This window comes from Arthrobacter sp. AFG7.2 (assembly GCF_002892835.1).
Taxonomy (GTDB): Bacteria; Actinomycetota; Actinomycetes; order Actinomycetales; family Micrococcaceae; genus Arthrobacter.
Genome location: NZ_PJMB01000001.1, coordinates 545,045 through 571,237, shown reverse-complemented (window position 1 = coordinate 571,237; position 26,193 = coordinate 545,045). Strand labels below are relative to the sequence as shown.

At 65.7% G+C, this 26,193-nt stretch carries 28 protein-coding genes; 8 read left to right on the top strand and 20 right to left on the bottom strand.

Annotation, left to right across the window (positions count from 1 at the left end):
• The first annotated feature begins 49 nt into the window (after positions 1 to 49).
• Positions 50 to 1,159, top strand: coding sequence for a winged helix DNA-binding domain-containing protein (locus CXX84_RS02700; protein WP_102975152.1), 1,110 nt, complete (start codon positions 50 to 52; stop codon positions 1,157 to 1,159).
• Between the two features lie 45 nt (positions 1,160 to 1,204).
• Here CXX84_RS02700 and asd read toward each other — a convergent pair whose 3' ends face one another.
• From asd to CXX84_RS02620, 15 genes are all read right to left on the bottom strand, one after another.
• Entirely contained in the window at positions 1,205 to 2,335 is a 1,131-nt protein-coding gene (asd, locus tag CXX84_RS02695) for an aspartate-semialdehyde dehydrogenase (RefSeq protein WP_102975151.1), read from the bottom strand.
• Between the two features lie 331 nt (positions 2,336 to 2,666).
• Positions 2,667 to 3,170, bottom strand: a complete 504-nt coding sequence (locus CXX84_RS02690; protein WP_102975150.1) for a hypothetical protein — start codon at positions 3,168 to 3,170, stop codon at positions 2,667 to 2,669.
• 98 nt (positions 3,171 to 3,268) lie between these two features.
• The gene (locus tag CXX84_RS02685) at positions 3,269 to 3,685 is read right to left on the bottom strand and encodes a hypothetical protein (RefSeq protein ID WP_102975149.1); all 417 of its coding nucleotides are present in this window, start codon (positions 3,683 to 3,685) and stop codon (positions 3,269 to 3,271) included.
• A 2-nt stretch (positions 3,686 to 3,687) separates the two neighbouring features.
• Positions 3,688 to 4,326: a hypothetical protein gene (locus CXX84_RS02680; RefSeq protein ID WP_102975148.1), complete on the bottom strand. Its 639-nt coding sequence runs from the start codon at positions 4,324 to 4,326 to the stop codon at positions 3,688 to 3,690.
• 23 nt (positions 4,327 to 4,349) lie between these two features.
• Positions 4,350 to 5,348, bottom strand: a complete 999-nt coding sequence (locus CXX84_RS19045; protein ID WP_189337461.1) for a hypothetical protein — start codon at positions 5,346 to 5,348, stop codon at positions 4,350 to 4,352.
• A gap of 112 nt (positions 5,349 to 5,460) precedes the next feature.
• On the bottom strand, positions 5,461 to 5,679 hold the full coding sequence (locus tag CXX84_RS02665; protein WP_102975146.1) for an NF038396 family protein: 219 nt from the start codon (positions 5,677 to 5,679) through the stop codon (positions 5,461 to 5,463).
• Positions 5,680 to 5,681: 2 nt separating this feature from the next.
• A complete protein-coding gene (locus CXX84_RS02660; protein WP_102975145.1) occupies positions 5,682 to 6,266 on the bottom strand; it encodes a dihydrofolate reductase in 585 nt (194 codons plus the stop codon).
• Positions 6,263 to 7,066 (bottom strand): thymidylate synthase, encoded by an 804-nt coding sequence (locus CXX84_RS02655; protein ID WP_102975144.1) that lies wholly within the window; start codon positions 7,064 to 7,066, stop codon positions 6,263 to 6,265. Before CXX84_RS02655 ends, CXX84_RS02660 begins: the two co-directional genes overlap by 4 nt.
• A gap of 20 nt (positions 7,067 to 7,086) precedes the next feature.
• The gene (locus tag CXX84_RS02650; protein ID WP_102975143.1) at positions 7,087 to 7,569 is read right to left on the bottom strand and encodes a DUF1648 domain-containing protein; all 483 of its coding nucleotides are present in this window, start codon (positions 7,567 to 7,569) and stop codon (positions 7,087 to 7,089) included.
• Complete coding sequence (locus CXX84_RS02645; protein WP_102975142.1) at positions 7,566 to 7,958, bottom strand: GntR family transcriptional regulator; 393 nt, start codon at positions 7,956 to 7,958, stop codon at positions 7,566 to 7,568. The genes CXX84_RS02650 and CXX84_RS02645 overlap by 4 nt, the downstream gene beginning before the upstream one ends.
• Positions 7,955 to 9,586 (bottom strand): hypothetical protein, encoded by a 1,632-nt coding sequence (locus CXX84_RS02640; RefSeq protein ID WP_223252925.1) that lies wholly within the window; start codon positions 9,584 to 9,586, stop codon positions 7,955 to 7,957. Before CXX84_RS02640 ends, CXX84_RS02645 begins: the two co-directional genes overlap by 4 nt.
• A gap of 81 nt (positions 9,587 to 9,667) precedes the next feature.
• On the bottom strand, positions 9,668 to 10,636 hold the full coding sequence (locus CXX84_RS02635) for an NUDIX hydrolase (RefSeq protein ID WP_102975141.1): 969 nt from the start codon (positions 10,634 to 10,636) through the stop codon (positions 9,668 to 9,670).
• Positions 10,637 to 10,674: 38 nt separating this feature from the next.
• Positions 10,675 to 12,924: an RNA degradosome polyphosphate kinase gene (locus tag CXX84_RS02630; RefSeq protein WP_102975140.1), complete on the bottom strand. Its 2,250-nt coding sequence runs from the start codon at positions 12,922 to 12,924 to the stop codon at positions 10,675 to 10,677.
• Positions 12,925 to 13,053: 129 nt separating this feature from the next.
• Entirely contained in the window at positions 13,054 to 14,025 is a 972-nt protein-coding gene (gene mshD / locus CXX84_RS02625) for a mycothiol synthase (RefSeq protein ID WP_102975139.1), read from the bottom strand.
• Between the two features lie 33 nt (positions 14,026 to 14,058).
• The gene (locus tag CXX84_RS02620; protein WP_102975138.1) at positions 14,059 to 14,757 is read right to left on the bottom strand and encodes a winged-helix domain-containing protein; all 699 of its coding nucleotides are present in this window, start codon (positions 14,755 to 14,757) and stop codon (positions 14,059 to 14,061) included.
• A 339-nt stretch (positions 14,758 to 15,096) separates the two neighbouring features.
• On the opposite strand from CXX84_RS02620, the gene CXX84_RS02615 reads away from it, so the two are divergent.
• From CXX84_RS02615 to CXX84_RS02595, 5 genes are all read left to right on the top strand, one after another.
• Entirely contained in the window at positions 15,097 to 15,864 is a 768-nt protein-coding gene (locus tag CXX84_RS02615; protein ID WP_102975137.1) for a permease, read from the top strand.
• A gap of 170 nt (positions 15,865 to 16,034) precedes the next feature.
• Positions 16,035 to 16,643, top strand: coding sequence for an FABP family protein (locus CXX84_RS02610; protein WP_102975136.1), 609 nt, complete (start codon positions 16,035 to 16,037; stop codon positions 16,641 to 16,643).
• Between the two features lie 97 nt (positions 16,644 to 16,740).
• The gene (locus tag CXX84_RS02605; RefSeq protein WP_189337460.1) at positions 16,741 to 17,823 is read left to right on the top strand and encodes a YgfZ/GcvT domain-containing protein; all 1,083 of its coding nucleotides are present in this window, start codon (positions 16,741 to 16,743) and stop codon (positions 17,821 to 17,823) included.
• Entirely contained in the window at positions 17,824 to 18,228 is a 405-nt protein-coding gene (locus CXX84_RS02600) for an ankyrin repeat domain-containing protein (RefSeq protein ID WP_102975134.1), read from the top strand.
• A gap of 58 nt (positions 18,229 to 18,286) precedes the next feature.
• A complete protein-coding gene (locus CXX84_RS02595; RefSeq protein WP_102975133.1) occupies positions 18,287 to 19,807 on the top strand; it encodes a DHA2 family efflux MFS transporter permease subunit in 1,521 nt (506 codons plus the stop codon).
• Here the strand turns inward: CXX84_RS02595 and CXX84_RS02590 are convergent.
• The 5 genes from CXX84_RS02590 to CXX84_RS02570 form a co-directional block, all read right to left on the bottom strand.
• Positions 19,769 to 20,485: a GNAT family N-acetyltransferase gene (locus CXX84_RS02590; RefSeq protein ID WP_102975132.1), complete on the bottom strand. Its 717-nt coding sequence runs from the start codon at positions 20,483 to 20,485 to the stop codon at positions 19,769 to 19,771. The two genes, CXX84_RS02595 and CXX84_RS02590, sit on opposite strands and share 39 nt — an antisense overlap.
• A 99-nt stretch (positions 20,486 to 20,584) precedes the next feature.
• Positions 20,585 to 21,610: an ATP-dependent 6-phosphofructokinase gene (locus CXX84_RS02585; RefSeq protein WP_102975131.1), complete on the bottom strand. Its 1,026-nt coding sequence runs from the start codon at positions 21,608 to 21,610 to the stop codon at positions 20,585 to 20,587.
• A 150-nt stretch (positions 21,611 to 21,760) separates the two neighbouring features.
• On the bottom strand, positions 21,761 to 22,018 hold the full coding sequence (locus CXX84_RS02580) for a PspC domain-containing protein (RefSeq protein WP_102975130.1): 258 nt from the start codon (positions 22,016 to 22,018) through the stop codon (positions 21,761 to 21,763).
• 3 nt (positions 22,019 to 22,021) lie between these two features.
• Positions 22,022 to 22,306, bottom strand: coding sequence for a hypothetical protein (locus tag CXX84_RS02575; protein ID WP_189337459.1), 285 nt, complete (start codon positions 22,304 to 22,306; stop codon positions 22,022 to 22,024).
• A gap of 1 nt (position 22,307) precedes the next feature.
• Positions 22,308 to 23,519 carry a PspC domain-containing protein gene (locus tag CXX84_RS02570; protein WP_317614927.1) on the bottom strand — a complete coding sequence of 404 codons (1,212 nt, stop codon included), beginning with the start codon at positions 23,517 to 23,519 and terminating at the stop codon, positions 22,308 to 22,310.
• Positions 23,520 to 24,030: 511 nt separating this feature from the next.
• Between CXX84_RS02570 and CXX84_RS02565 the strand changes: the two genes are divergently transcribed.
• Both CXX84_RS02565 and CXX84_RS02560 read left to right on the top strand, forming a co-directional pair.
• Positions 24,031 to 25,449 (top strand): ATP-binding protein, encoded by a 1,419-nt coding sequence (locus CXX84_RS02565; RefSeq protein ID WP_102975128.1) that lies wholly within the window; start codon positions 24,031 to 24,033, stop codon positions 25,447 to 25,449.
• Complete coding sequence (locus tag CXX84_RS02560; protein ID WP_102975127.1) at positions 25,446 to 26,135, top strand: LuxR C-terminal-related transcriptional regulator; 690 nt, start codon at positions 25,446 to 25,448, stop codon at positions 26,133 to 26,135. The genes CXX84_RS02565 and CXX84_RS02560 overlap by 4 nt, the downstream gene beginning before the upstream one ends.
• Positions 26,136 to 26,193 lie beyond the last annotated feature (58 nt).

Sequence of the window (26,193 nt, the reverse complement as noted above, 5' to 3'; positions counted from 1 at the left end):
ACCCTAGCGTGCCGTGCCCGGGACCGGCCGCCAGCCCTAAGATAAGGCCATGGCTGGTGGCTCGGACCGTCCCAACGGCAAAATTGTGGGCAGGCTAAGGCTGGCTTCGCAGGGACTCACAGGCAGGACAAGAAGCTCCGGGTCTGTTGCAGAAACGGTGCGCCGGATGACTGCCCTGCAGGCCCAGGACCTGCAGGCCGCCATGTGGGCTGTGGGTGCGCGGGTGCCGGGATGCGGCCTCAGCGGTGTCCGGTCTGCCCTTGATGCCGGTGAGGTGGTCCGATCCTGGCCTATGCGCGGGACGTTGCACCTCGTGGCGCCCGAGGACCTGCGCTGGATGCTGGAGCTCACCGCGGAAAGGCTGACCAGGAGCATCGCGGCCAGGCACCGCGAACTGGCGATCACCTGGGCGGACATCGAAAAATGCCGTGACATTGCACTGGAGCACATTGCCGCCGGAGGTCCCGTTAGCCGTGCCGGGCTGTTCCAGGTTTTCGACGCGGCCGGGCAGCCGACGCAGGGCCAGCGGGGCATCCACATCATCGGAACCCTGTGCCGGCACGCATGGCTGGTACAGGGGCCGCTTGCCGGGAACCAGCAGCTGCTGGCGGCCTTCGATGGCTGGATCCCGGTGTCGCGGAAACTGGAGCGGCAGGAGGCAATCGCGGAGTTCATGCTGAGGTACTTCCGCAGCCACGGACCTGCAACTCTTCGGGACTTTGCGTGGTGGACCCAGCTCCCGCTGACCGAGGTCCGGACGGTCTTCGAGGACATCAAGGACCAGCTGGTGGAGCTTGCGTTCGACGGGGCAAGCTACTGGCTGTCCCCGGAGACCGCAGGGCTGCTCGACGACGGCCTGCCGGGGCAGCGGGCCGTGCTGCTCCTGCCCGGCTTTGACGAGTTCCTCCTGGGTTACCAGGACCGTAGCCTGGTGCTGGCACCGGAGCATGCCAACAGGATCGTCCCCGGCGGCAACGGCGTCTTTAAAAAGACTGTGGTGGCCGGGGGAGAGGTGGTGGGCACCTGGGCGCGGGAAGGCTCAGGCCCGCGCGCCGCCGTCGTGCCTGAACTCTTCGATCCGGCCAAGCCGCTGGGACCTGCCGCCCGGGCTGCCTTTACACGGGCTGCCCAACGCTACCTGGCCTTCCTCGAGAGCTGAGCTCCGTTGATGCGGGGCAGGACCGCTCGTCAGGGAGCCTGGAAGCTAGAGGTTCCCGGTGGCGATGTTCAGCATGCGGCGCAGCGGCTCGGCTGCTCCCCAGAGGAGTTGATCGCCCACGGTGAAGGCGCTGATGTACTGCGGGCCCATCTCCATCTTGCGGATGCGGCCCACCGGGATGTCCAGGGTTCCGGAAGCGGCCACGGGGGTCAGCTCGGCCATGGAGGCTTCCTTGGTGTTCGGAACCACCTTGGCCCACTGGTTGTCCTCGGCCAGGAGCTTCTCGATTTCGGCGACTGACAGGTCCTCGCGGAGCTTGAGGGTGAGTGCCTGCGAGTGGGAGCGCATGGCCCCGATGCGGATGCAGAGCCCGTCCATGATCACGTGGTTGTCCTCTGAGGTGCCCAGGATCTTGTTGGTCTCAACCCCGGCCTTCCACTCTTCCTTGGACTGCCCGTTGCCCAGGTCGGCGTCGATCCAGGGGATCAGGGAGCCGGCCAGGGGGACGCCGAACTGGGTGGCGTCGATGTCGGTGCGCTGGTGGGCGAGGACCTTGCGGTCGATGTCCAGGATGGCCGATGCGGGGTCGTCCAGTTCCGTGCTGACCTCGGCGTTGAGTGTGCCGAACTGGCTGAGCAGCTCACGCATGTGGCGTGCGCCGCCGCCGGAGGCAGCCTGGTAGGTCATGGACGTGCCCCACTCCACGAGGTTGTTCTTGAACAGGCCGCCAAGGCCCATCAGCATGCAGGACACGGTGCAGTTGCCGCCGATGAAGTCCTTGGTGCCGTTGACCAGGCCCTTGTCGATGACGTCGCGGTTGATGGGGTCCAGGACGATGATGGAGTCATCGTTCATGCGCAGGGTGGAGGCGGCGTCGATCCACAGGCCGTCCCAGCCGCGGCTGCGGAGCTCGCCGTGGACCTGCTTGGTGTAGTCGCCGCCCTGCGCGGTGACGATAATGGGCAGCTTTGCCAGGGTGTCGACGTCGAACGCGTTTTCAAGCTTGCCGGCGCCGTCAGCAAATGAGGGCGCGGGACCTCCCGCGTTGGAGGTGGAGAAGAACACCGGGTTGATGTTGGCGAAGTCGCCCTCGTCCTGCATGCGCTGCATGAGGACGGAGCCGACCATGCCGCGCCATCCGACCAGGCCGACGGAAGGGGTAGCTGCTGTAGTCATTCGACTATTTTAGACGGCACGGCCGGAAGGGCGCAGTCGGTTACGTCACGCTGGACGGGTTACGGAAGGTACGACGACGGCACGCACCTGGGGCGTTAGTCGACAGGATCCGGGAGGTTCTTGGTCCTGCGGAGCTTTTCGGCTTTGCGTTCCTTGAAGTAGCCGGCCGGATCCAACTTCTAAGCCAGCAGAAAGGAAACGAATGACCTCCGCCTGCGTAGGAGCCGGGCTACGTCCCCTACCAGCCGCCGGAACATCCTGCCTGCCGCTCGGGCAGCCCAAACTGGTTAGGTTCAAGAGTTCCGTCCGCTTTCCGGGCGCGCACGGCTTTTTAATGACCGGACCGTTTCCGGTCATGATGGTCGCTTGGGAACGGACGGCTGCTGTTCGGGAAGTTTTGCCGGGTGATCTCCAGCGTTCCCGGGCGTTCTTCAAACCATGTACGCGCCTGGTCGTCCGTGACCGCGTACCAGGGTTTGGGCAGTCCACGCGCGCGCCTCAGCTTTCGTGCCCGAAGTTCCTGCCGAATGGATTTCAGGACGAAGAACCATCCGCCTGTAAAGAGTAGGGTGCAAACGAGGCATAACAGGACAACGCCGATATTCAACCGGATAGCCCCAATGACCAACCAGATAGGGGCAAGAAGTGCCGGGACGGTGATGACGGCCCCAACAAGGATAAGAATCGCGAGGCTGTGGGTCGAGTTGCTGGCACTTGACGCCGATGAGCCTCCCAGGCCCCACTCTTCCGGGGTATAGGCATGAATGGCGTCTCCCTGCCCAAATCCGTAAAAGTAGGGACGCGACGGCGTGAAGGTCTTCTCAGTGGCTCTCATGGGCCAGGCCAGTCCTGTCGATGCGAAGTAAGAATTACTTCTTTGGGTCGAAACGGTGTCTGCTTCCGGAAACCTGTGTGGCGAACGAGGCTTCCGTGTCACTGGGAGACATGGCCAGCGCCAGGCTCAGGGGCGCCCCGCTCTTTGCGCAATTGAGTGGCGCGGTGCTCGTCACGGGCCAGGCCAAAGGTGTACCAGGCGCCGAAACCACCCAGCACGATGGCGAACAGTGCGCCCCACTCCGGGTCTGCGCCCTGCCCGAACGAGGCAAGAAACATCACCGAAGAACCAAGGAACAGGAGCCCCAAAAAGGCAGACACAATTCCCATGCCCCACCAGGACCGGACCTGTACCTGGCCTCGGCCGGGAGAAAAACCGATTTCGTCACCGGGGTAGCTGTGTAGTTCGCCGGTGTCGGTTCGCCGTAGGACGCGCTTCTCTCCCCGGGCGAGCGCCGCCTTGTGCTCGGCATATACATCATCGTTGCGGCGTTCACGATCGCGATCGAATGTCATAGTCAGTCCTGACGGATGGTGCGGATCTGGTCAAGCAGGGCAGCGTCGTTAAGGCCTGTGGTTTCAACAATGTCCTTCTGCTGCGCGTTGGCGGTGCCGATGGTCCATGATCCGCCTCTGCCATTTTTCACGTAAAGGGTCTGCCCCGTGAGCTCCTCGCGGCGACGAATTGTTGCGCCCCCCTGCGGGTTATTGTGCAGGTGCTGCCTGATGACCGCGAAATTGGCCTCGGCAGCTGTGACGTCCGGTCTCTGCGCCATGGCCCACCAGGTGAAGTAGGAGCGCGGCTGGAACAGCAAGTGGATGTCCTCATTTTCCATGGCGATCACGCTGTCGCCCCCTTCTGCGGTGAGCAGTGAGATCTCCATGCGGCGACTGGCTGAAGAGAGGACGGCGGCAACTGCCGCGGTGGGGCCTGCAACCGCGAGAAGCCCGTCGCTTTCGGCGGTTGCCAGGCCGCGGGCAACCAGGGAGGATGCCCCCGCGCTCACCACGTCCGTATCGCCAAGGTAGTTGCCCACCCGCAAGGCCTCCGCGCTGGGTACTGCTGCGTCACCGCCCCGCAAGCTCGCCAGGGCGGCCATCTCGGCAAATCCATAACCGATGGCGTCGGGGATGGCTTGTGATGTTGGTTCAGTCATCGTGAGTACCTCTCGTTGTGTGCTCAGAATCCGAAGAAATCGCCGACGTTTTCGGCCGCGTCCCCGGCACTTTCCCAAGCCGCCTCGGCACCATCAGCGATGGATTCGCCGATAGCATTGACAGTCTCCTTGACGATGGGGACGTTGTCGTAGATGGCCAGCGCGCCCGATGCGACCATTGCAGCAGTTCCAACGGGCGGCGGCACGAAGCCTGCTACGCCCAGTCCCGCCTTGACCGCCGAATACCAAGCGCCGCCGTTGTCATCCGGGTTGCCGTTGCTGAAGTTGTTAAACGCGTCGAGGGTATCGAGTCCAACCCCCACCACTCCGAGGGCCTTGCCGCCGAACTCGAAGAACGTGGCGGCTTTCCCGCCGTCGACGAGGTTCAGGGCTGTATCCCACCTGCCGTCGAACAACTCCGAGGACGTGTTGAAATACTGGCTCAGCAGGTTGGTGTCCTGAAATGCCTTTGCCACGTCTCGGAAGTCCTTGGAGAAGAACTCGGCGAAGCTGTCTGCCCTCTTGATGAAGTGTGGCAGATCGAAGAGACCAGCCCGGAGGTTGGGCAACGCCTTGGTCAGGTTGTAGATGTCCCAGCCGTCGCGGAACGGGGAATTGGGGTCCGCCAGCCAATCTGGTCCCCATGGATTATCGGATGGCGGGCGGCCCGTGCCCTGACCGCCGACGCTGCCTGGCACGCCCGTACCGGGTCCGCCCCTGCCAGGCCCGGCGCTCCCGCCAGCACCGCCGGTGCTGCTCGCCCTGTCCTGTTCATCGGCGTTGGCGAGCAGGAGCTTGGATTCCTGCTTCAGGCGGTTGGCCGTCTGCTGCAGGAGGGTTCGATGGTTGCCGTTCCAGTCGGACCGGAAATGTTCGGCGTCGCGGCCTTTCCACGCCGGGCTGTTGTTGATCTGACCGCTCAAATGCGTGGACTGCTGCTGCAGCAGGTCCGCCGTCTTGCTGAACTGCTGCGCAAGAGTACGCAACTGTGCGACGTCGGCGCCCCATACGCTTCCTGACACCAAACTTCCCCCCAATATTCGAACAGCACCTGGCTGCTGCAGCCCTAGCCTAAGTCAGGATCGGGCCGGTCCACGATGGGGTGTCCTCCCCATGCCCGGACAGTTACGCAGGCTAACCCCGTTCCGATTCCTCGAGCACGGCAGCCTTCCGCGCCCGCAGCGCAAAGAAGGCCCCGAAGGCGAACGCCTGGGTCACCACCACCAGCACGATTGCTCCGGCGATCTTGTTGCCGCCCAGGATCATGGTGAACCCAACGATCGCAGACAGGAGTGCCAGGAGGGGGAGCAGCATGTAGCCCAAAACAAACAGGGTTTCCGGTTTCTTCAACATGTCTAGCCTTCAGTCCTTGACCATTTGGTGAATCTGTAGCGTGTTCCGTTGGCAGCCGTCAGCCAGCCGTCCGGAGGGACGGAGGCGGACGCCTCCCAGCTGGTGCCAAGCTCGGGGGCGAACGTGTCGCCGTCGGCCTTCACATCAATGGTGGTGACTACGGCAACGTCGGCCAGGTCGGTGGACTGGCGGAAGATCTCCCCGCCGCCCAGGATCCAGACCGTGTCCCCGCCCTCGACAAACTGCGACTCCAGCAGCGCGTCGTCCAGGGAAGGAACTACGACGGCGCCCTCCGCCTCGGGTGTCCCGGCCCAGCTTTTCTGCCGGGTGATGACGATGTTGGTGCGCCCGGGCAGGGGGCGGTACTTCTCCGGGAAGGACAGCCAGGTCTTCCGGCCCATGATGACGGGATGGCCGGTGGTCAGCCGGGTGAAGTGCTTGAGGTCCTCCGGAAGGTGCCAGGGCATGTCCCCGTCCTTGCCGATCACGCCGTCGGGGGTCTGTGCCCAAACGAGCCCCACCCCGGTGACAGAGCCTGCGAGCTCTTCCGTAAAGGACTGCGGATCCGTGAATTTTCCGGTGCTCATACTGCGATCGGCGCCTTGATTGTAGGGTGGTGGCGGTAACCCACCACGTCGAAGTCCTCCAGCGTGTAGTCGAAGATCGAGTCCGGTTTACGGGTGATCTTCAGCTGAGGGTACTCGTACGGTTCCCGTTCGAGCTGCTTGAGGACCTGGTCCATGTGGTTCTCATAGATGTGGACGTCGCCGCCGGTCCAGATGAACTCGCCGGGCTCCAGCCCCACCTGCTGGGCCACCATGCAGGTCAACAGTGCATAGGACGCGATGTTGAACGGAACGCCCAGGAACATGTCCGCGGAGCGCTGGTACAGCTGGCAGGACAGTTTGCCGTCGGCAACATAGAACTGGAAGAAGGCGTGGCACGGCGGAAGTGCCATGTCGTTCAGTTCCGAGACATTCCAGGCCGACACGATGTGCCTTCGGGAGTCCGGGTTGGACTTGAGGTTCTCCACCAGCTCCGCGATCTGGTCGATATGGCCGCCGTCCGGAGTGGGCCAGCTGCGCCACTGCACGCCGTACACGGGACCCAGGTCGCCGTCGGCGTCGGCCCACTCATTCCAGATGGTGACGCCCTGGTCCTGCATCCACTTCACGTTCGTCTCACCGCGCAGGAACCACAGGAGCTCAACTGCCACGGACTTGAAGTGGACCCGCTTGGTGGTGATCAGCGGGAAGCTTTTCGTCAAGTCAAAGCGGATTTGGCGCCCGAAAACACTGGTGGTTCCGGTCCCCGTGCGGTCCGACTTGTGCGTGCCGGAGGCCAGGACATCGCGCAGGAGGTCTTCATAAGGCGTTGGGATGCTCACGCCCCAAGTCTACTTGGGGATCAACGGCGCCCGGCGACCCCGGACACGGCGGAGACAGCCCGGAAAACCAGCACAAGGACGAAAAGCATCAGCGCCAGCACTGGAATCCAGATGGTCAGGGGACCCTCCAGGTCCAGCCATGCCCTGATGCTGAGCCACGAAAAGAGGAGCGCCAGGGCTGGCGTGAGGTCTGCGAGGAGGTTCTTCCCGGCCGTTGTCTCCGCGGCCGGTGCCCCTGCCTTCGCCGGCAAATACCGGTGCAGGAGCCACAGGCAGAGCACAGTAGCGAAGGCCACCATCAGGGGAGCGAAAACGCTGACGACGGACTTTGGTGCGTAGTCGTCGGCCACCCCGCTTCCGTTCCAGTGAACTGGCACCGGATCGGCCATGGTGGGGTAGAGGACTCCACCATAGGCGGCGGTCGCCAGCACCAGCAGGAGGGACAGGGTGAACCAGGCCCGCCGCAGCCGTTGGGAGTGTTCCGGCCGGTTCTGGTCCTTCACGCTTTTCCCTTCCCCAGCCGGCCTCGCAGCAGGTCGAGCATGAGTTCGTCGGTCAGGTGCGCTGCGCGGCCTGCTTCAACGTAACGGTCGACGGCGGCGGCCACCACGTCCGGAACGGGACGGGCGGCTGCATCCCCGGCAGTGGCCGGGCCGGTGACGAGGGTCCCGCCACGCCGCCGGGAATGCACCAGGCCGGCTGCCTCAAGCTCCTTGTAGGCCCTGGCGACAGTGCCGGCTGCGATGCCCAGATCGGCAGCGAGGCTGCGCACTGTGGGCAGGCGGCTTCCTGGGGCGAGCGTCCCCGATGCAATCAGGGAACTGATTTGTGACCGGATCTGTTCATAGGGAGGTGTCGGTGCGCGCAGGTCAACGGTGATCCCCGCCCTCATGTGGCAGTTTCCTTCTCGTGGATATGTCCGGGAGTGGCGACGCGGGCAAAGCCGCGCACGGGAATCACGGCGATGACGATCCCCGCGGCGGCCAACAAGGCACCGGCGGAGGGGGCCACGTCCCAGGCCCAGGCCCAGGGGGCGGGTTCCAGGTCCAGCGCGCGCTGGATGGCCGGGGCGGCTGACAGCAGGAGCACCCCCGCCTGGACGGTGAAGTAGGCGGCGAGAGTCCGGACCACCCTGTGCACGGTGATGGCGCGGAGTGCTGAGTCCAGGCCGGGAACGGTCGTCGAGATGCCCTGCCGTCTTTTCGCGGCAACCAGGGGAAGGATCGCCAGCAGCGCCACCGAGGTGCACGCCCAGGGAGTGGGGGGCCATGACGGAAGGATGCCGAGGTCCGCTTGGACCACGGCGGTTACAACGACGGCTGCCGCCAGCACGGCAAGGGCTGCGATGCCGGTGGTGAGGAGGGCCGGACTGACAGGCTGGCGGGGCCACGCCCGGGGCGCGTCGCGGTTTCCGTAGTTGCGCTGGATCAGCAGTTCGCCAGCAGCTGTGACCACCAGAACGGGCGCCGCGGCCATCGCCACAACCAGCGCCGCGTGCCCCGTGACGGCACCCGGAATAAGTACCGCCACCAGGGCCGGAACCAAGGTGGCAAGCCCCAAAGCCGCCCCCAGAGACATGCACAGCCGGGAAGCAGGGTGTGAAGCTGCTGGCCGTTCACGGGGTGCAGGCAACGTACCCTCTGCCCGGACTGCCCGGAGTTTCGGCGGCGCCCACCACCACATCGCGAGCAGGACCGCGAGGTTCACAGCGCCGGCAACGTTCATCCATCCAGTGGAAACAACGGAAGGATCGGGGCGCGCTGCATGGTTGCCGGCTATCGCCGCCAGGCCCGACGCTACCGTGGCCACGGTGCGGAGCAGCCGGTTCATGGCGATGGTCCTGAGGAGGTTGTTCTCCCCGCTGTCGAGTGCCTCAAGCCGGCGCCGCCGGGTGATGAGCACCAGCACCAGCCAGGTTCCGCCTGCCAGGACAAGGAGGGCAGAGCCGAGGTACGAAGCCAACTCGGTGCCGGGGACCCGGCCGTCACCGCCATGCGGCACAAAGCCATGGGCGGGGTCCGTACGGGAGCCGTAGGGGATGGGAGCATAGCCCGGAAGCGTCGCCGTCCAGCCGATCTGAATGGCTGCCCCCGCAAACACAGCCACAACGGTCCAGGCGAGCGGCCGCGGCAGGAAGTCGCGGACCCGCCGCACCTCCAGGTCGGCCTGCCGCCGGGGGAGCCGGGGCACGGGATAACTCAATTGGCCAATCGCATGTACGGCCAGGCAACCGAGTACAGGCCAGGCAAGGGCAGGCATGATGGCTGCCGAGCTGACGAGCGCCGGGGAGCCAGTACCGGCGTGATGAATGCCGGCGTTTCCGGCTGCCTGCAGGGAACTGGCCAGCCATCCGAGAATTCCCACCCACAAGGCATGCTGGGAGGCCGTATACGCCGAGCCGCCGCCTGGGCCCCAGATGACCCAGCGAAGCAGGAGGTAGCTCCCTGCCGCCAGCAGAAATGGCCACAGCAGAGCCATCGGCGGAACATTGCTGAAGACAGCTGCGTCGATAGAAGGCACTTATCCCCCGAAATTGTGCATCAAATGTACTAAGTCTTTGATACAAAGTGCCAGGGGTCAAGCGCCGCAGCCCTGCCGCTCCTAGTCGTCGAAAGGCTTGAACTGCTCCACAGCGACGATGTGCCTCTTTCCACCGGGAGCTATATGGCACACCACCAGCTCACCGGGCGACAGGTATGGTTCCTTGCCCGGCAGGAGTGCACGGAGGTGCGGCGGCATGTGCTGGGCGAGCAGCCCGAACACCGTTGGGAGTGCCGGGCGGTGCGTGCACACAACCACCGCACGCTGTTTGTCGAAAAGACCCTCAACGACTGCTGCCGTCTTCTTCGGGCTGCGCTCATGCCGGTGCTCGGTCAGGGCCTCGGCGAGTTTGACCTTGGCGCCGGTTGCCTTGGCGTAGGGGGCAACCGTTGCGACGCACCGCAGCCACGGGCTGGTCACCACCCGCTGCGGCTTCCAGGCCTGCAGCAGGCGGCTCACCGCCTGTGCCTGCCGCGTGCCCGTAGCCGCCAGGGGCCGTTCACCTTCAGCCTTGCTCCAGGATGAGCGCGGCTTTGCCTTCGCATGGCGGAGGACCAGAAGCGGCCAGGTGTCCAGCTGCCCGCGCGCGTGGGCTTCCTGAAGGTACTGCAGCGGTACGACGTCGGAGGGATTGGACAGCAGCGCAGCCGCCTTTTCGGGGGCGCACCACATGATACTGTCCACCTCCTTGCCGTCGGGAAGCAGCTTTACGCCGTTTGCCTTGACGGCCCAGTAGTAGACCACCTTGAGGCCCGATGCCACGTGGTAGTGGATGGGCGGCAACGGGATGCCCAGTTGGGCGGTGAGCCCGATTTCCTCCTGGACCTCCCGGACCGCGCACTCCGGAATGGTTTCGCCGTCGTCGATCTTGCCCTTGGGCCAGGACCAGTCGTCATAGCGGGGCCGGTGGATCAGCAGGACTTCAAGCTTGTCCTTGACCAGGCGCCAGGGCAGGGCGCCGGCAGCCGTTACGGCTACTGGTTCCCCGGGGTGGTCTGTCTGGTCTGCTACGAGTGCATCGCTCGACAAGACATTCGCTTTAACGTCGCTCGACAAAGCAGTGGCCCTTACCGCCGGCTCAGGCTGCGCTGCCGGGGGCGCGATGCCAGCAGCCAGGACTGGACGTCCTCCAGGGGCCTGCCGTCGTCGGACAAATGGTGCCGGGTCCACGTTCCCTCATTGTCCAGGTGCCAGCTGGACGTTTCCGGAGCCATGTAGCGCCGGAGGAGGTCAAGCACGTAGTTGATGTCATCCGCGCTGGAAAGTTGGACCAGGGCCTCCACCCTGCGGTCGAGGTTTCGGTGCATCATGTCCGCGGAGCCGATGTAGACAACGGGCTCCCCGCCATTCGCGAAGGCAAACACGCGGGAATGCTCCAGGAACCTGCCCAGGATGGAGCGGACCGTGATGTTCTCGCTGAGCCCCGGCACTCCGGGGCGGAGGGAGCAGATGCCGCGCACGACGACGTCGACCTTCACCCCGGCCTGCGAGGCCCTGTAGAGGGAGTCGATGATGGCTTCGTCCACCATGGAATTAACCTTGATCTGCACGTGGCCGGGGATCCCGGCGCGGGCGTTGCGGATCTCGGTCTCAATGCGGTCAATCAACCCGGAACGGACGGATCGCGGCGCCACCAGCAGCCGCTTGAACGTGGACTTGGGCGCGTAGCCGGAGAGCTGGTTGAAGAGCTTGGACAGATCCTCGCCCACCTGTTCGTTGGCAGTGAGCAGGCCCAGGTCCTCGTAGTACCGTGCGGTCCGGGGATGGTAGTTGCCGGTGCCGATGTGGCAGTAGCGGCGCAGCCCGTCAACCTCCTGGCGCACCACCAGCGAGAGCTTGCAGTGTGTCTTGAGGCCAACGATGCCGTACACCACGTGCACTCCGGCCTGTTCCAGCTTGCGGGCCCAGGAGATGTTCGCCTGCTCGTCAAACCGGGCCTTGATCTCCACCAGGGCCAGGACCTGCTTGCCGGCCTCGGCCGCATCGATCAGGGCGTCCACGATGGGGGAGTCGCCCGACGTGCGGTAGAGGGTCTGCTTAATGGCCTGGACCTTGGGATCGGCTGCGGCCTGTTCCAGGAAGGCCTGGACGGAGGTGGAAAAAGAGTCATAGGGGTGATGCAGCAGAATGTCCCTGCGGCGCATGGCGGCGAACACGTTGGCTGCCTTGGACGTCTCCGACTCGTTGAGGTACCGGGACGTGTGCGGGACGTGCTTGGGGTAGTGCAGGTCCGCACGATCGATGCCGGCAATCACGGACAATCCCCGGAGGTCCAGGGGAGCCGGGACGGAGTAGACCTCGGATTCCTCGACGCCAAGCTCGCGGATCAGCAGTGCTCGGATGTTCGGGTTGATGTCATTGGTGACCTCAAGCCGGACCGGCGGGCCAAAGCGCCGCCGCAGGAGCTCCTTTTCGAGTGCCTGCAGGAGGTTTTCGGCGTCGTCCTCTTCCACCTCCACATCCTCGTTCCTGGTGACGCGGAAGCTGTGGTGCTCCAGGACCTCCATCCCGGGGAAAAGCTTGTCCAGGTGGACGGCGATGACTTCCTCAAGTGCAATGAAGCGCGCCACGCGTCCGGCTACGGCGCCGGCGCGGGGACCGTCGATGGAAATCAGGCGCGGGAGCTGGTCCGGCACCTTGACACGCGCGAACAGTTCCTTGTCGCTGATCGGGTTGCGCACGACCACGGCCAGGTTCAGCGAAAGCCCCGAGATGTAGGGGAAGGGGTGGGCCGGATCCACCGCCAGGGGCGTGAGGATGGGGAATACCTTTTCGGCGAATATGACGCTGAGCTGCTGCTTCGCTGTGTCATCCAGTTCGTCCCAGTGCATGAGGTGGATGTGCTCGTAGGCCAGGGCCGGGCGGATCTGTTCGGCGTAAACCTGGGCATGCCGCTGCTGGAGCCGGTGGGCTTCCTCGCTGATCCGCTCAAGCACCTCCACGGGGCTCAGGCCCGCGGGAGAGGGAACGGCCAGTCCGGTGGCGATGCGCCGCTTGAGGCCCGCCACCCGGACCATGAAGAACTCGTCCAGGTTGGAAGCGAAGATCGAGAGGAAGCTGACGCGCTCCAGCAGGTGGAGCGTGGGGTCCTCGGCCAGTTCCAGGACGCGGGAGTTGAAGCTGAGCCAGCTCAGTTCACGGTCCAGGAAGCGGTCCGGGCGGATATCGCCCTCGGGCTGCAGGTTGGGCGCAAACTCAGGAATGTCTATCCGGTCCTGGGTGGCCCGTGACGCGGGAACCTCCGAGGAACCGAAGCGGGCGCGTACCGGCACTGCGACATCCTGGGACGTGGCTGCTCCGGAAGGTTCCGGGTTCATGGCATCTCCTTTACCTGGCGGTTGATGCTGGCGCTTCCGGCCTGCGCGGATTCTGCTTCAACCTTACAAGCATTCATGCTGCCAAAGCCCGGGCATTCCGGCTCGGGGGCCACATGTCATCCCGTTGGACTACCCGGTTGCGACCGGTCCGTACATGACGTCCATGTCCCAGCGGGTGAAACCCAGGCTCCGGTACAGCGAGACGGCCGGTGCGTTCTCCGCGTCCGTGTACAGCATGACGGCGTGCAGCCCAAGGTCCCGGAGGTAGCGGATACCGGCCACGGTGAGGGCCTTGCCGAGTCCCATGCCCTGCGCTTCGGGGGCCACACCCACGGCGTAAACCTCGCCAATGGCGGTGTGCGGGCCGTGCTGGGGGTGGACCTTGGTCCAGTGGAAGCCGAGCAGCCGGCCCTCCCGGTCCTCGGCCAGGAGGAAGCCCGCAGGGCTGAACCAGTCCTCGCCCATCCGCGCCTCAAGGTCGGCCCGGGTGAGGCTGCCCTGTTCAGGGTGGTGCGCAAAGGCGGCGCGGTTCGCTGCAAGCCAGGCGTCCTCATCCTGGCCGGGCACGAAGGAGCGGATGGAAACGCCCTCCGGAAGAACGGGCTCAGGAAGGTCCACTCCCGCCGTCGTCATCCTCATTTTCCACAGTTCACGGATGGGACCGAAGCCATAGCGGGCCGCCAGGTCCGCGGCGGCCTCGTGGTTGCCGTGGGACCACGCCTTCAACCCGTTGAGTCCACGGCTGTCTTGAAGCGCGCCCACCAGGCGGTCTGCCACGCCCTGGTTCCGGTAGCTGGGGTGGACCGCAATTTCCAGCACGCCCGTGCCATCGGGTGCTTCCACCACCACCGCAAATCCGGCCAGGTCCTGGCCGCTGGCGGGGTCGGAGTCCTCATCCGGGGCGTACAGGGCAAGGGTCAGCGGTGAGTGCCCGGCCGTATCGCCGGCGCGCATGGTCACCAGGGTCTGCTCGGAAATGGAGGGGTTGCCGTCAGATTCTTCCGCCGCCGCCAAAAGGTCACGGCAATCCGTCAGGAGTTGCTGGTCAACCGCGCCTCGTTCGGCATGGACGGGCCACTTCTCAGGGTGCGCTGGAGTCATGAGGCAAGGCTATACGGGAAGCGGCGGGGGCGCTCAGGCCTCGGTGAGCTCATCTTCCTGCTGCCGCACCAAGGTCAGGCGGTACCCCACGTTGCGAACGGTGCTGATGAGGTTCTCATGGTCGGCGCCCAGCTTCGCCCGAAGGCGCCGTACGTGGACATCCACGGTGCGGGTGCCGCCGTAGTAGTCGTAGCCCCACACTTCGGTGAGCAGCTGCTGCCGGGTGAAAACACGGCCAGGGTGCTGGGCCAGGTACTTCAGCAGTTCGAATTCCTTGAAGGTCAGGTTCAGCGGGGCGCCGTTGACCCTGGCGGTGTAGCTCGCTTCGTCGATCACGACGCCGGCAGCGCGGATCTCCGTCGGCGCGTCCTCCTGGTCCGGGACGGCACGGGCAACGGACAGCCTGATCCGCGCTTCCACCTCGGCCGGGCCGGCGGAATCCAGCACGATGTCGTCCACGGCCCAGGCTGAGGAAACAGCGGCCATGCCGCCTTCGGTCAGGATCAGCACCAGGGGAGCGCTCAGGCCGGTGGCTTTGAGGAGCTGGGTGAGCGAACGGGCGCCCACCAGATCCTTCCGGGCGTCCAGCAGCACAACGTCGCAGGGATCAGTCTCAAGCAGGGCGGTGGGCTCGGCGGGGAGGATATGGACGCGGTGGTTCAGCAATTCCAAGGCAGGCAGGATATCCACCGAAGAGCCGGTGCTGTTCGTCAAGAGCAGGATGTGCGACATTGTTCCTCCAAGGGCCGTCCGCGCATCATTGGGCGACTGAACCGGGTTTTCACCGGCCGGTACTGGCTTCCTGCCGCGGTTCCGGGGGCCATGAAAGAGCGCCGGCCGGCCACCTCATCAGGGAGCTTAGCTGAGCTCCGAGTATACCCGGCAGTGCGTTCTGAGCCATGGAGCGGGCCCCTCAATCGGTACGTTTTGCGACATATCCCGTTCATATAAGGCAGGATTGAGCCAGGGGCCCGACGCCCTCCCCGAAGGGCGGCCCCGCCTTTCCAGGTCGACGCCAGGATGGGATTGCAGCGCAGTGAGTGCAGAAACTAAGTCCAGGCCGGGTTCCGCATGACAGCGGAACTGCAGGCGCCGGCGAGGTCTTTGGGCTCATGGGCCGTAGGTGTTGTGGGCATGGCCGGCCTGGCGGCAATCATTGCCGGCGTGTACACCTCCCGGGAGGTTCTGGTGGGTGTTGCCGTGGCCATGGCTGCAGCCATTGGCATCGGGTGGCCCCACTTCCTCCGGATTCCCGCCAAGAAGACACTGGCCGCCGTGATTGCCCTGCCCGGCGCCGGCGCTGCAGTGGCTGCCGGCCTTGCCCCGGCTCCCGGCTACCTCGATTGGACGCCCGCGTTCATCGCGCTGGGCATGATGGCCGTCTTTGTAGTGCAACTGATCCGGGGGACCGGACAGGCCCAGCGGCTGGAGTCCACCCTGGGCTGCTGCGCCGGCGTGCTGCTGGCGTGCCTGGGGTCTGGATGGATCGCCGGCGCCCGGTTCAACGGCGTCCGCGAGATGCTCCTGGTCGCTGCCATCAGTGCCGCAGTTGCCCTGCTCGCCGGATTAATCCGCTGGCCTGACAGCATCGTGGCGCCCCTGGGCATTGTGATGGCCGGCCTTGCCGGACCGCTTGCCGCACTGGTGCTGTCAGACATCGCTGTCCTGCCGGCTGCCATCTTCGGTGTGGTGGTCGGTGCAGTGCTGGCGAGCTTCCGCAGGCTGGCCACCCTCAGGGGTGCACCGCTGAACGTCCCCGCAGCCCTTAGCATGGGCCTTGCCCCTGTCTCGGCAGTGGGTTCCCTTGCCTACTTCATAGACAAACTCCTCATCTACTAACGCGTTAGGATGGCATCATGTCCGTACTTGCTTTTGAAATCTTCTTCCTTGTCCTGCTCGGCATCGCCAGCCTCGCCATGGCCTGGTTTGCCGGCTTCGTGGTTTACCGCCTGTTCAAGGGCCAGAAGTAGACCTCTTTCCAGAGCCAGCCGTTTCTCGAGGTAATTGTTGTGCCAATTGAGATTCCTACAGATCTGACCCCAGAACTCGTACCGCTTTCCTGGCTCATTGGTGAGTGGGAAGGCCGCGGCCGCCTCGGCAGCGGAGACGAGGACTCGGAGCATTTCGTCCAGCACGTGTCGTTCACGCACAACGGGCTGCCCTACCTTCAGTACCGTGCGGAAAGCTGGCTGACGGACGACGACGGTACGCGCCTGCGGCCGCTCACCGTCGAGACCGGTTTTTGGGCGCTGGAGCGCAAGCAGCTTGATGCCGACGGCGGCCCGGGCCTGATCCCCGCGGACATCGTTCCCGCGCTGAAGAGTGCCGACGAGGTGGAAGCCCTGCGCAACAGCGAGGGCGGGTTCGACATCTCGGTGTCCATCTCCCACCCCGGCGGCATCTCGGAGCTCTACTACGGGCAGATCAAAGGTCCGCAGATCCAGCTCTCCACAGACATGGTGATGCGCGGCAGCCACTCCAAGGACTACAGCGCCGCCACCCGCATCTTCGGGTTGGTGGACGGAAACCTTCTGTGGCGCTGGGACGTTGCCGTGGGCGGCAAGGAAGGCAAAGGCCTGGAGGCACATGCCTCGGCCTTCCTGAAAAAGGTTTCCTGACTCCCGGTCCTTCGGCGCGGCAGCCGCAGGCGGCCCGCCTCCACTTTCAGTTGTGAAAATCCGGAATACAGCCGAGCCCCAAGGACTTCTACTAGACATGACTACTCCCAGCCCTCTGTTGTCGCGCCCTGGCGCCGTCGAGGCAGCCGGCTCCGACGCCGGCGTCGCCGCCCACTACGGGGAGCCCCTGCGCGAGCAGCGCGCCCTCGCTGCCGGAACCGCCGTCGTCGACCTCTCCCACCGCGGCGTCGTGACGGTGGCTGGACCGGACCGCCTCAGCTGGCTCAACACCCTGTCCTCGCAGCAGGTGGCCGGGCTTCAGCCGGGGGAGTCCAGCGAACTTCTCCTCCTGAGCGTGCAGGGCAGGATTGATTTTGACGCGCGCGTCATTGACGACGGCGCGACCACCTGGCTCATCGTCGAAGCCGCGGAAGCTCCTCCGCTGGCGGAGTTCCTGAACCGGATGAAGTTCATGCTGCGGGTCGAGATCACCGATGTTTCCGCGGAGTGGTCCGTCATTGGCAGCACCAGGGCTGTTCCGGAGTGGTCCGGGTTGCTGGTCTGGCAGGACCCGTGGCCGCACGTGGCAACGGGCGGCTACTCCTATGCAACAGTGAGTGAGGAAAACCACCCCGGGCTGGAGCGCCCGTGGTTTGAATACCTGGTTCCAGCCGTCGATCTGGAGCGCACAGTGGAGGGCCGGCCGCTTGCCGGCGTGCTCGCCGCCGAAGCGCTGCGTGTGGCCGCCTGGCGTCCGCGGATCGGGGCCGAGACGGACGACAAGACCATCCCGCACGAACTTGACCTGCTCCGGACAGCGGTACACCTGGCCAAGGGCTGCTACAAGGGCCAGGAAACCATTGCGCGTGTGCATAACCTGGGGCACCCTCCACGCCGCCTCGTCTTCCTCCAACTGGACGGATCCCAGCACACCCTGCCTCAGGCCGGAAGCCCGGTCCTCGCGGGGGAGCGCAAAGTGGGGACGGTGACCTCGGTGGCCCAGCACTACGAAATGGGCCCCGTTGCCCTGGCAGTCATAAAACGTTCAGTTGCGCCGGATGAAATACTGACGGTCCTGGACGGCGACGAGCCTTACCCTGCCGGCCAGGAACTCATTGTTGCCCCGGACGCCGGCCAGGTGGTGGGGCGCCAGTCCGGATTCCTCAGGGGGCCTCGCTAAATGACTCACAACGCCGACGTACATGCAGGGCACGACGACGACGCGCTGGCTCTGGCGCACACGCTCTTCCAGGCCGCCAGGGAAGGGAACACCGCACTGCTGGGTGCCTATCTCGACGCCGGCGCTCCTGCCACGCTGACCAACTCAGCCGGGGATTCCCTTCTGATGCTGGCCGCCTACCACGGCCACGCGGAGGCAGTTCAGCTCATCCTGAAACACGGCGCCGAAGCGGACACCGCCAACGACCGCGGCCAGACCCCGCTCGCGGGGGCGGCGTTCAAGGGGTACACAGACGTTGCCCGTGTCCTGCTGGATGCCGGAGCGGACCCGGAGGCAGGGTCCCCATCAGCCCGGGCTGCAGCCCAGATGTTCGCGCGCCAGGAGATCCTGGATCTTCTGGCATAGTTGTCCGCCTGGTCCTGCGGGTCCCGTGCCGGAAGCAACACCTGACGAAGGATGACCCCTGGAAAACGTAGCAAAGCCCTGGCCGGCCCTGTGGTCCCTGGTGATCGGGTTCTTCATGATCCTGATCGATACCACCATTGTGTCCGTGGCGAACCCGCGGATCATGGAGGGCCTGGGTGCGGACATCAACTCGGTTATCTGGGTCACCAGCGCCTACCTCCTGGCCTACGCGGTCCCGCTGCTCATCACAGGACGGCTCGGAGACCGCTTCGGGCCCAAAAAGCTCTACCTGTCCGGCCTGGTGGTCTTCACCCTGGCCTCACTGTGGTGCGGGCTCGCGGGTGATGTGGAGACGCTGATCGCGGCACGGGTGGTGCAGGGGCTCGGCGCGGCCATCATGACGCCGCAGACCATGGCCGTCATCACCCGGATCTTCCCGCCGGACCGCCGCGGTGCGGCCATGGCGATCTGGGGCGCGACGGCCGGCATGGCCACCCTTGTGGGCCCCATCCTTGGCGGCGTCCTGGTGGACGGACTCGGCTGGGAATGGATTTTCTTCATCAACGTCCCCATCGGCGTGGCCGGCTTCATCCTTGCGCTGCGGAACGTTCCGGCGCTCAGCACCCACCCGCACCGGTTCGATATCCCCGGCGTGGTGCTCAGCGCCGTCGGACTGTTCCTCCTGGTGTTCGGCATCCAGGAGGGCGAAACCTACAACTGGGGCACCATCACCGGCCCCATTACCGTTTGGGGACTCATTATTGCCGGCATCGCCGTGCTGGTCCTCTTCGTCGTCTGGCAGCGGATCAACAAGGGTGAGCCGCTGCTGCCGCTGGCGCTTTTCCGGGACCGGAACTTCTCCCTGGCCAACATCGGCATCACCACCGTCGGCTTCACGGTGACGGCCTTCAGCCTGCCCCTGATCTTCTACTACCAGCTGGTCCGCGGCCTCACGCCCACCCAGTCGGCGCTGATGATGGTGCCCATGGCGCTGATCTCCGGCGGCCTGGCCCCGGTGGTGGGGAAGATCATCGACAGGGTCAACCCGAAATTCATCACCGCTGCAGGCCTGGTGCTGATGGCCATCGCGCTGGCCTGGAACTCGGCCCTGATGCAGCCGGACACCCCCATCCTGATGTTCCTGCTGCCCAGCGCCGTCCTGGGATTCGCCAATGCGGGCATCTGGGCGCCGCTGAGCACCACCGCCACCCGCAACCTTCCGCCGCGGCAGGCCGGTGCCGGTTCCGGGGTCTACAACACCACCCGCCAGATCGGCGCGGTACTGGGCAGCGCCGCCATTGCCGTGCTGATCCAGGCACGCCTCGCAGCCGAGCTCCCGGCCGGCGGGCCCGGCGGTCCAGCGGGGGAGGGCATGGCCCTGTCCGGGAACCTGTCGGAGGCCCTTCACAGTGGATTCTCGACGGCGATGGGCCAGTCCATCCTGCTGCCGGCCGGAGTAGTCCTGGTCGGCGCGGCCGTGGCACTGTTCTTTGCCAGGCCTCAGCCGGTCCAAGGCTGGGGGAGCGGCAACGTTCCTGGGTCAGCCAAGGTGGACGCTGGTCTGGATTCCGCCGGCTGACAGGCCGAGCTTCCGGGCCAGCGCCAGCGAACCGGTGTTGCTGACATCTGTGCGCCACTGAAGCGTCAAGCCTGCAGCGAGTGCCTCATGGGCGGCGATGGAGGCAGCGAGGGAACCGAGGCCGTGCCGGCGCCACTCAGGGTCCACCAGGACGCCCAGATGCGCCAGCAGCCCTTCCCATTCTGCGTATGCACCGCAGGCCAGGGGCACCCGGCGCCCCTCCACCTCGTGGACGAGGGTGTAGCGGTTCTCCAGCTCGGAGAGGCCAACTTCATTGACGTCGTCAGGCGGGCACCGGCCCTCCAGCTCGATCGCTTCGGCATTGCCGTGTGACACCGTCAGGTCCTCTGAGGGCTGCTTCACCGGGAGGTCGTCAGCAAAAAAGAGCGCGGCAGCTCCCATGCCATGGCCGCCGTGCGACCTGGTGAGCGTCAGGAGGGTGACGTGCTGCGCCATTTCTTCGTCCGGCAGGTCGGCAGCGGCGTCGATGACCCACTGCGGACCCACCAGCGCCGAACTGCCGAACAGCCGGACGAACTCGACGGTCCGCACCGATTCATCCGCACGGACAATGCGTTCTCCGGAGGCGAGGGCGGAACTGAAAGCGTCGTCGTCCAGGCCCAGGCGGCGGGCCCACGCAAGCTGGATGATGGCGGCCGAACCGGGGTCGAGTGTCATGCTCCCAGCCTAGGACGGGCAACCGGCCCAGCCGGGCAGGACACCGTGCCGGAACAGCGAACCGGGGACGAACAGCACATCGTGGAAGTCAGGCGCACCTCAGCCGAACAGGACGGCGGCTTCGTCGTAGCGTTTCTGCGGGACGGTCTTCAGCTGGCCCAAGGCTTCCTGGAAGCCAACATGCTCGATGTCCGTTCCCTTGAGCGCCACCATGGTCCCCCAGTAGCCTTCCACCACCGAGTCGATGGCTGCCATGCCCAGCCGGGTGGCCAGGACCCGGTCGAAGGCAGACGGCACGCCGCCGCGCTGGATGTGGCCCAGGATAGTGGCTCGGGTTTCGATGCCGGTCCTGGCCTCCAGCTCAGGGGCCAGCTGGTCGGCGATTCCGCCGAGCCGGGGCCGGCCGAAAGTGTCCAGCCCGCGCTCGGAGTGCGGGGTTTCCATGTGCTCCGGTACGAACCCTTCGGCCACCACCACCAGCGGGGCACGGCCACGGGCATGGGCGTCGTTGACCCATTCGGTGATCTGCTCGATGCTGACCTTCTGCTCCGGGATGAGGATGGCGTGGGCGCCGGCGGCCATGCCTGCGTGCAGGGCGATCCAGCCAACGTGCCGGCCCATGACTTCGGCAATCATGCAGCGGTGGTGCGATTCGCCGGTGGTCCGGAGCCGGTCGATCGCCTCGGTGGCAATTTGGACGGCGGTATCAAAACCGAAGGTGTAGTCGGTGGCGTCGAGGTCGTTGTCCACAGTCTTGGGAACCCCGACGATTTTCAGCCCGGCGTCCGTAAGGCGCTTGGCGGCGGCCAACGTGCCTTCGCCGCCGATCGCAATGATGGCGTCGATGCCCAGCCGCTCCATGTGGGCTTTGATGACTTCCGGGCCGCCGCCGTTTTCGAAGGGGTTGGTGCGGGAGGTGCCCAGGATGGTGCCGCCCTGCTTGGCGATGCCGCGGACCATGGTGCGGGGGATGTCGATGATGTCGCCCTCGACGACGCCGCGCCAGCCGTCAAGGAATCCCACGAATTCGTGACCGTGGATGGCAATGCCCTTGAGGACGGCTCCGCGGATGACGGCGTTCAGTCCTGGGCAGTCGCCACCGCTGGTGAGAATTCCAATTTTCATGTCTCGGCTCAAATCCTGGAGAGAAGGTGTACAGGCAGAGCGCCACGCTGAGCTCACGTAGAGTCTAGTGCGGCGTGTGCGGTACGACACAAACCGGTTACACACAGGGCCCCGCTCCAAGAGAAGGAGCGGGGCCCTGTGTGTGGGTTCTCAGGGGCGGTTCAGTGAGCGCCTGTCGAGGAACGACTGCAACGGGATAACGTTCCGCTGGTCGGGCAAAATCACCCAGGCCAGGAGATAGAAGACGAAAGCCGGGCCGGGGAGGAGCGCAAAGATGAGGAACGCGATCCGGACGTAGGCCACGTCTACGTTAACCCTGGCTGCGATCCCTCCCAGCACGCCTCCCAGCCAGCGCTGTGGTCCGCGTTTCAGGCCCAGGCCCCTGACGATGCTGAAGAATTTGTCCATGGTTCAAGACTTCCCTGTTGTGGTGCCGTTGTCACGTTTCCTGGCGGAGAGTAGTCCTCCCACCACCAGCGCCGCGCCTGCCCCGATCATCAGGCCAATCAGGACGTAGGTCCCGTTGAGGGTAACGATGCCCAGCTGCGCGATGATGATCAGTGCGGCGAGGGCCAGGACGATGAGGCCCCAGACGATGGTTCCCACCCGTGCCCCGGTGGGAGGGGCAGGCGAGGTGCCTGCCGCCGTCGTGCTTCCCGGAACGTGCGGGTCCGGAGCCGGTGATTGGCTGCTCATGTCAGTTGCCTTCCTGGATTGAGACGTTGCTGACGGTGCCATTGATTTCGATGACCAGGTGGCTGCCGGGCTTGTCCGTGTTGTAGCTGCTCTGGCGGGTGGTGATGCCTCCGCGTTGGTTCCCGCGTTCGTTCAGGTTTCCGAGTGTCATGTCCGCGCGGATGTCGACGGGCACATCGTCCGGGATAACCACTGTGACGTTACTGGCGGTCAGGTCAAGCGGGACGAGCACCTCCGACTCGAGCGGAGCCTGCAGTGACATCTCGGTCAGGTCAACGGTGCCGCTCCCGGCGGTGATATCGAACCCGTCACTCGCCTGCTGGACGCTCGTGGGGGTCCAGTCCACCTCCTGGAAACGGACACGCTCGCCGTTGTTGCCCACCACGTTGAAGATCCCCCCGGTGATGAGGGCTGCAACTGCGAAGAACGAGAGGATGCCGGAGGTGCGTCCGCGGAGCCCGAGGATGAGGATGCCGATGCCCAGCACAGCTGCTGCGCTGGCCCAGGCGACGGCGTTGGCAGAATCACCGAGGTCAATGACCTTGGTGATGTCCAGTGCCTTCAGTCCGGCGCCTGCCAGCAGGGCGCAACCGGCAGCGATGGCGACGGCGGGGGCTCCCGGACCGGGTGACTGGACTTTGGGCGCAGGCGGTGGAACCGGGGACGGCCGGTAGCCGCCGTAACCGTCACTGCCCCATCCGCCACTGCCTGGGGGCCGGCCGGTGCCGCTACCTCCGTAGGGGTTGCCGGAAAACGGGCCGCTCCCTGCAACGTCTGAGTAGGGCGGAGTGGTTGGGGCAGAGGTCCCGGCCGAATATGCGGTGGTGCCTGCCGCAGGTGCTCCGTCGGGCGTCCCCGCGGCTGCCTTGTTGCGCTGCACCAGGTAGTACACAAGGTAGATGGCACCGCCGATCCACAGCAGGCTCCACACGAAGGGGCCGAAGCCCTGGTCGCCCCAGACCCAGAAGCCGTTGCCCAGCCCGCTGAATCCGGCCACGACCGCGACGAGGGCACCTGTCATGCCGCTGGTCCAGCGGCCGGCCCCGGCCTCCTGGACATGGATCCTGCCGTCGGGTTCGGGCAGGAAGGCCCAGGCCAGGCCGTAGAGCAGCACCCCGATTCCGGCGAAGATGGCAAGGATAATGAAGACGCCGCGGACTATCAGCGGGTCGATGCCCATCCTCTGTGCGATTCCGCTGGAGACACCGCCCACCCAACGGTCCTGCCCTCGGCTGATTCCCTGGCTCCGGACCCAGGCGAAGAAGTCGGTCTGCCGACCGGGCGCTCCAGGATAGGGATAGGCGCCGGCGGTTGGGCCGTCGTAGGGCGGGCTGCCCTGCGGCCCCTGATTCCGGGGGGCATCCCACGCCGATTCCTGCCGTGGTTCAGACGTTGGTCCGGACCCTTCGGCTGTTCCCTGCGTGGGTACCTGGCTGGATCCCTGGCTTGACCCTCCTGGGGACCCGGAAGCAGGGGAAGTCCGCAGTGGCTCCGTCGGGTTGTGGCGCCGGGGCAGGGGCTCTGTCGGGTGCTCGTTGGGCCTGTCGGTTGGGGGTTCTGCTGACTGGCCGTCATTGGGGGTAGGGGTTTGCGAGTTCATACCTCGATCCTCCCGCCCACAGCGGCGGCGCTCTACTGGGGGACACCCTGAACTGTCCCTGAGAGACCCCCGGTTCCGGTCCGAACGCCGTCCGGGAAACCCTGATCCGTGTTTGGATTGATCCATGACCACCGCCCCCGTCCGCCCCCCGCTTGTCCGGCGCAGCGACCGCTTCATTGCGGGAGTATGTTCCGGCCTTGCGGCCCACTTGGGGCTGCCGGTCAATACCGTACGCGTGGGAATGGTCCTGGCCTCTTTCGCCGGCGGGGCGGGCGTCGTCTTCTACGCCTGGCTGTGGATCATGGTTCCTACCGCCTACGAAAGCGCCCGGCGGCAGGCCGGCCGGCCGGCCTCGCCCATTGCCCCTGCCGTGAGCCGCGAGCCCGTGCACGCCGGAAACCCCGGGCTTCCCGCCGGGAGCCCTCCTGCCGCCGGCTCGGGTGCAGTGGTGCCGGGCGTGTCCGGTGCCGGCATGGGTGCCGCGGACGCTGCCGCCGGTTCCAGCGTGGGGGCACCTGACGGTCCCGCTGCTGCCGTCCCACCGCCCTTGTTCCGGTTCCGGGACATGCGCTACGGCAAGGAGATCCTGTTGGGGGTCGGGCTGCTGCTGGTGGCGGGTATCCTCTGCGCCCAGCTGCTGGGCGTGGACGTTCCGCTGGGGACCCTCATTCCGGCGGCTGCCGTCCTGGGTGGAGCCTCCATCGCCTGGATGCAGCTTGACGAGACCAGGCGTGCCGGCCTCGTGGATATGACCAAGGCGAACCAGACCGGTGGTTGGGCACGGCTGGCAGCAGGGCTGGCGCTGGTGGTGGCCGGAGTCCTGGTCATGGTGTCCGGTTCCGGTTCCTGGGAACAGACCTGGCTGGCGCTGCTGGCCTCGGTGGCCGTCCTGGGCGGCGTGGTGCTGGTCCTGCTTCCATGGGGCCTCAGGTTCTGGCGCGACCTTGAAGCGGAGCGTGCCGGCCGGATCCGGGAAACCGAACGGGCAGAAATTGCCGCCCACCTTCACGACTCGGTGCTGCAGACGCTGGCCCTGATCCAGCGGAGGGCCGCCAACGAGCACGACGTCGTCCGGCTGGCCCGCGCGCAGGAGCGGGAGTTGCGGGGCTGGCTGTTCGAGGATCCCGGCAAGGACTCGGGCCAATTGTCGGACCGGATCAAGGCAGTCGCGGCGGAGGTGGAGGACCTGCTGGGAAATGTGGTTGAGGTTGTCAGCGTCGGAGACACCGCAGTGATGGAGGGGCATGAGGCCCTGATCCAGGCCAGCCGCGAGGCCATGCTCAACGCGTCGCGGCACGGCGCGGGCCCTGTCTCGGTCTATCTGGAGGTATCCGGCGAACGTGCCGAGGTGTTCATCAAGGACCGTGGCCCGGGTTTTGACCTCCAGGACGTTCCCGAGGACCGGATGGGTGTGCGGGAATCAATCATTGGCCGGATGAAGCGGCATGGCGGTACCGCCAAAATCATCAGCTCCAACGAAGGCACCGAGGTGCGGCTGGGATTCCCGGCCGCACAGGCGGACAGCACGGAAGGCAGACCATGAACTTAGCGCAGTCAGGCGGCATCGGCACCGGAGGGGCCACCAGGCAGGTTCGGGTGGTCCTCGTGGACGACCACGCCATTTTCCGCTCCGGCCTCAGAGCGGACCTGGATCCAAGCGTGCAGGTGGTGGGTGAGGCGGCGACCGTGGAGCAGGCCATTGCCGTCATTGCCCGGGAGCGGCCGGACGTGGTGTTGCTGGACGTTCACCTGCCGGGAGGACTGGGCGGCGGGGGCCGGGAAGTCATCGCCGGTTCCGCTTCCCTGCTGTCCAGCACCCGGTTCCTCGCCCTGAGCGTATCGGACGCGGCGGAGGACGTTGTGGCGGTTATTCGCGCTGGAGCAAGGGGGTACGTCACGAAGACCATCTCCGGAGCAGAAATTACCGATGCCGTGTACCGGGTGGCCGGGGGAGACGCTGTCTTCTCGCCACGGCTCGCCGGCTTTGTCCTGGACGCCTTTGGCACCGCACCAGCAGACATCGCCGACGATGAGCTGGACAGGCTTTCCGCCCGCGAACTGGAAGTCATGCGCCTCATTGCCCGCGGCTACAGCTACAAGGAAGTTGCCAAGGAGCTGTTTATCAGCATTAAGACCGTGGAGACCCACGTATCAGCAGTGCTTCGGAAGCTGCAGCTCTCCAGCCGCCACGAGCTCACCAAGTGGGCAGCGGAGCGCCGCCTCCTCTAGGCCAAACGCTCTCTCAGTTGATGCGGCTTAACCCGGAACGCTCCATCAGTTGATGCGG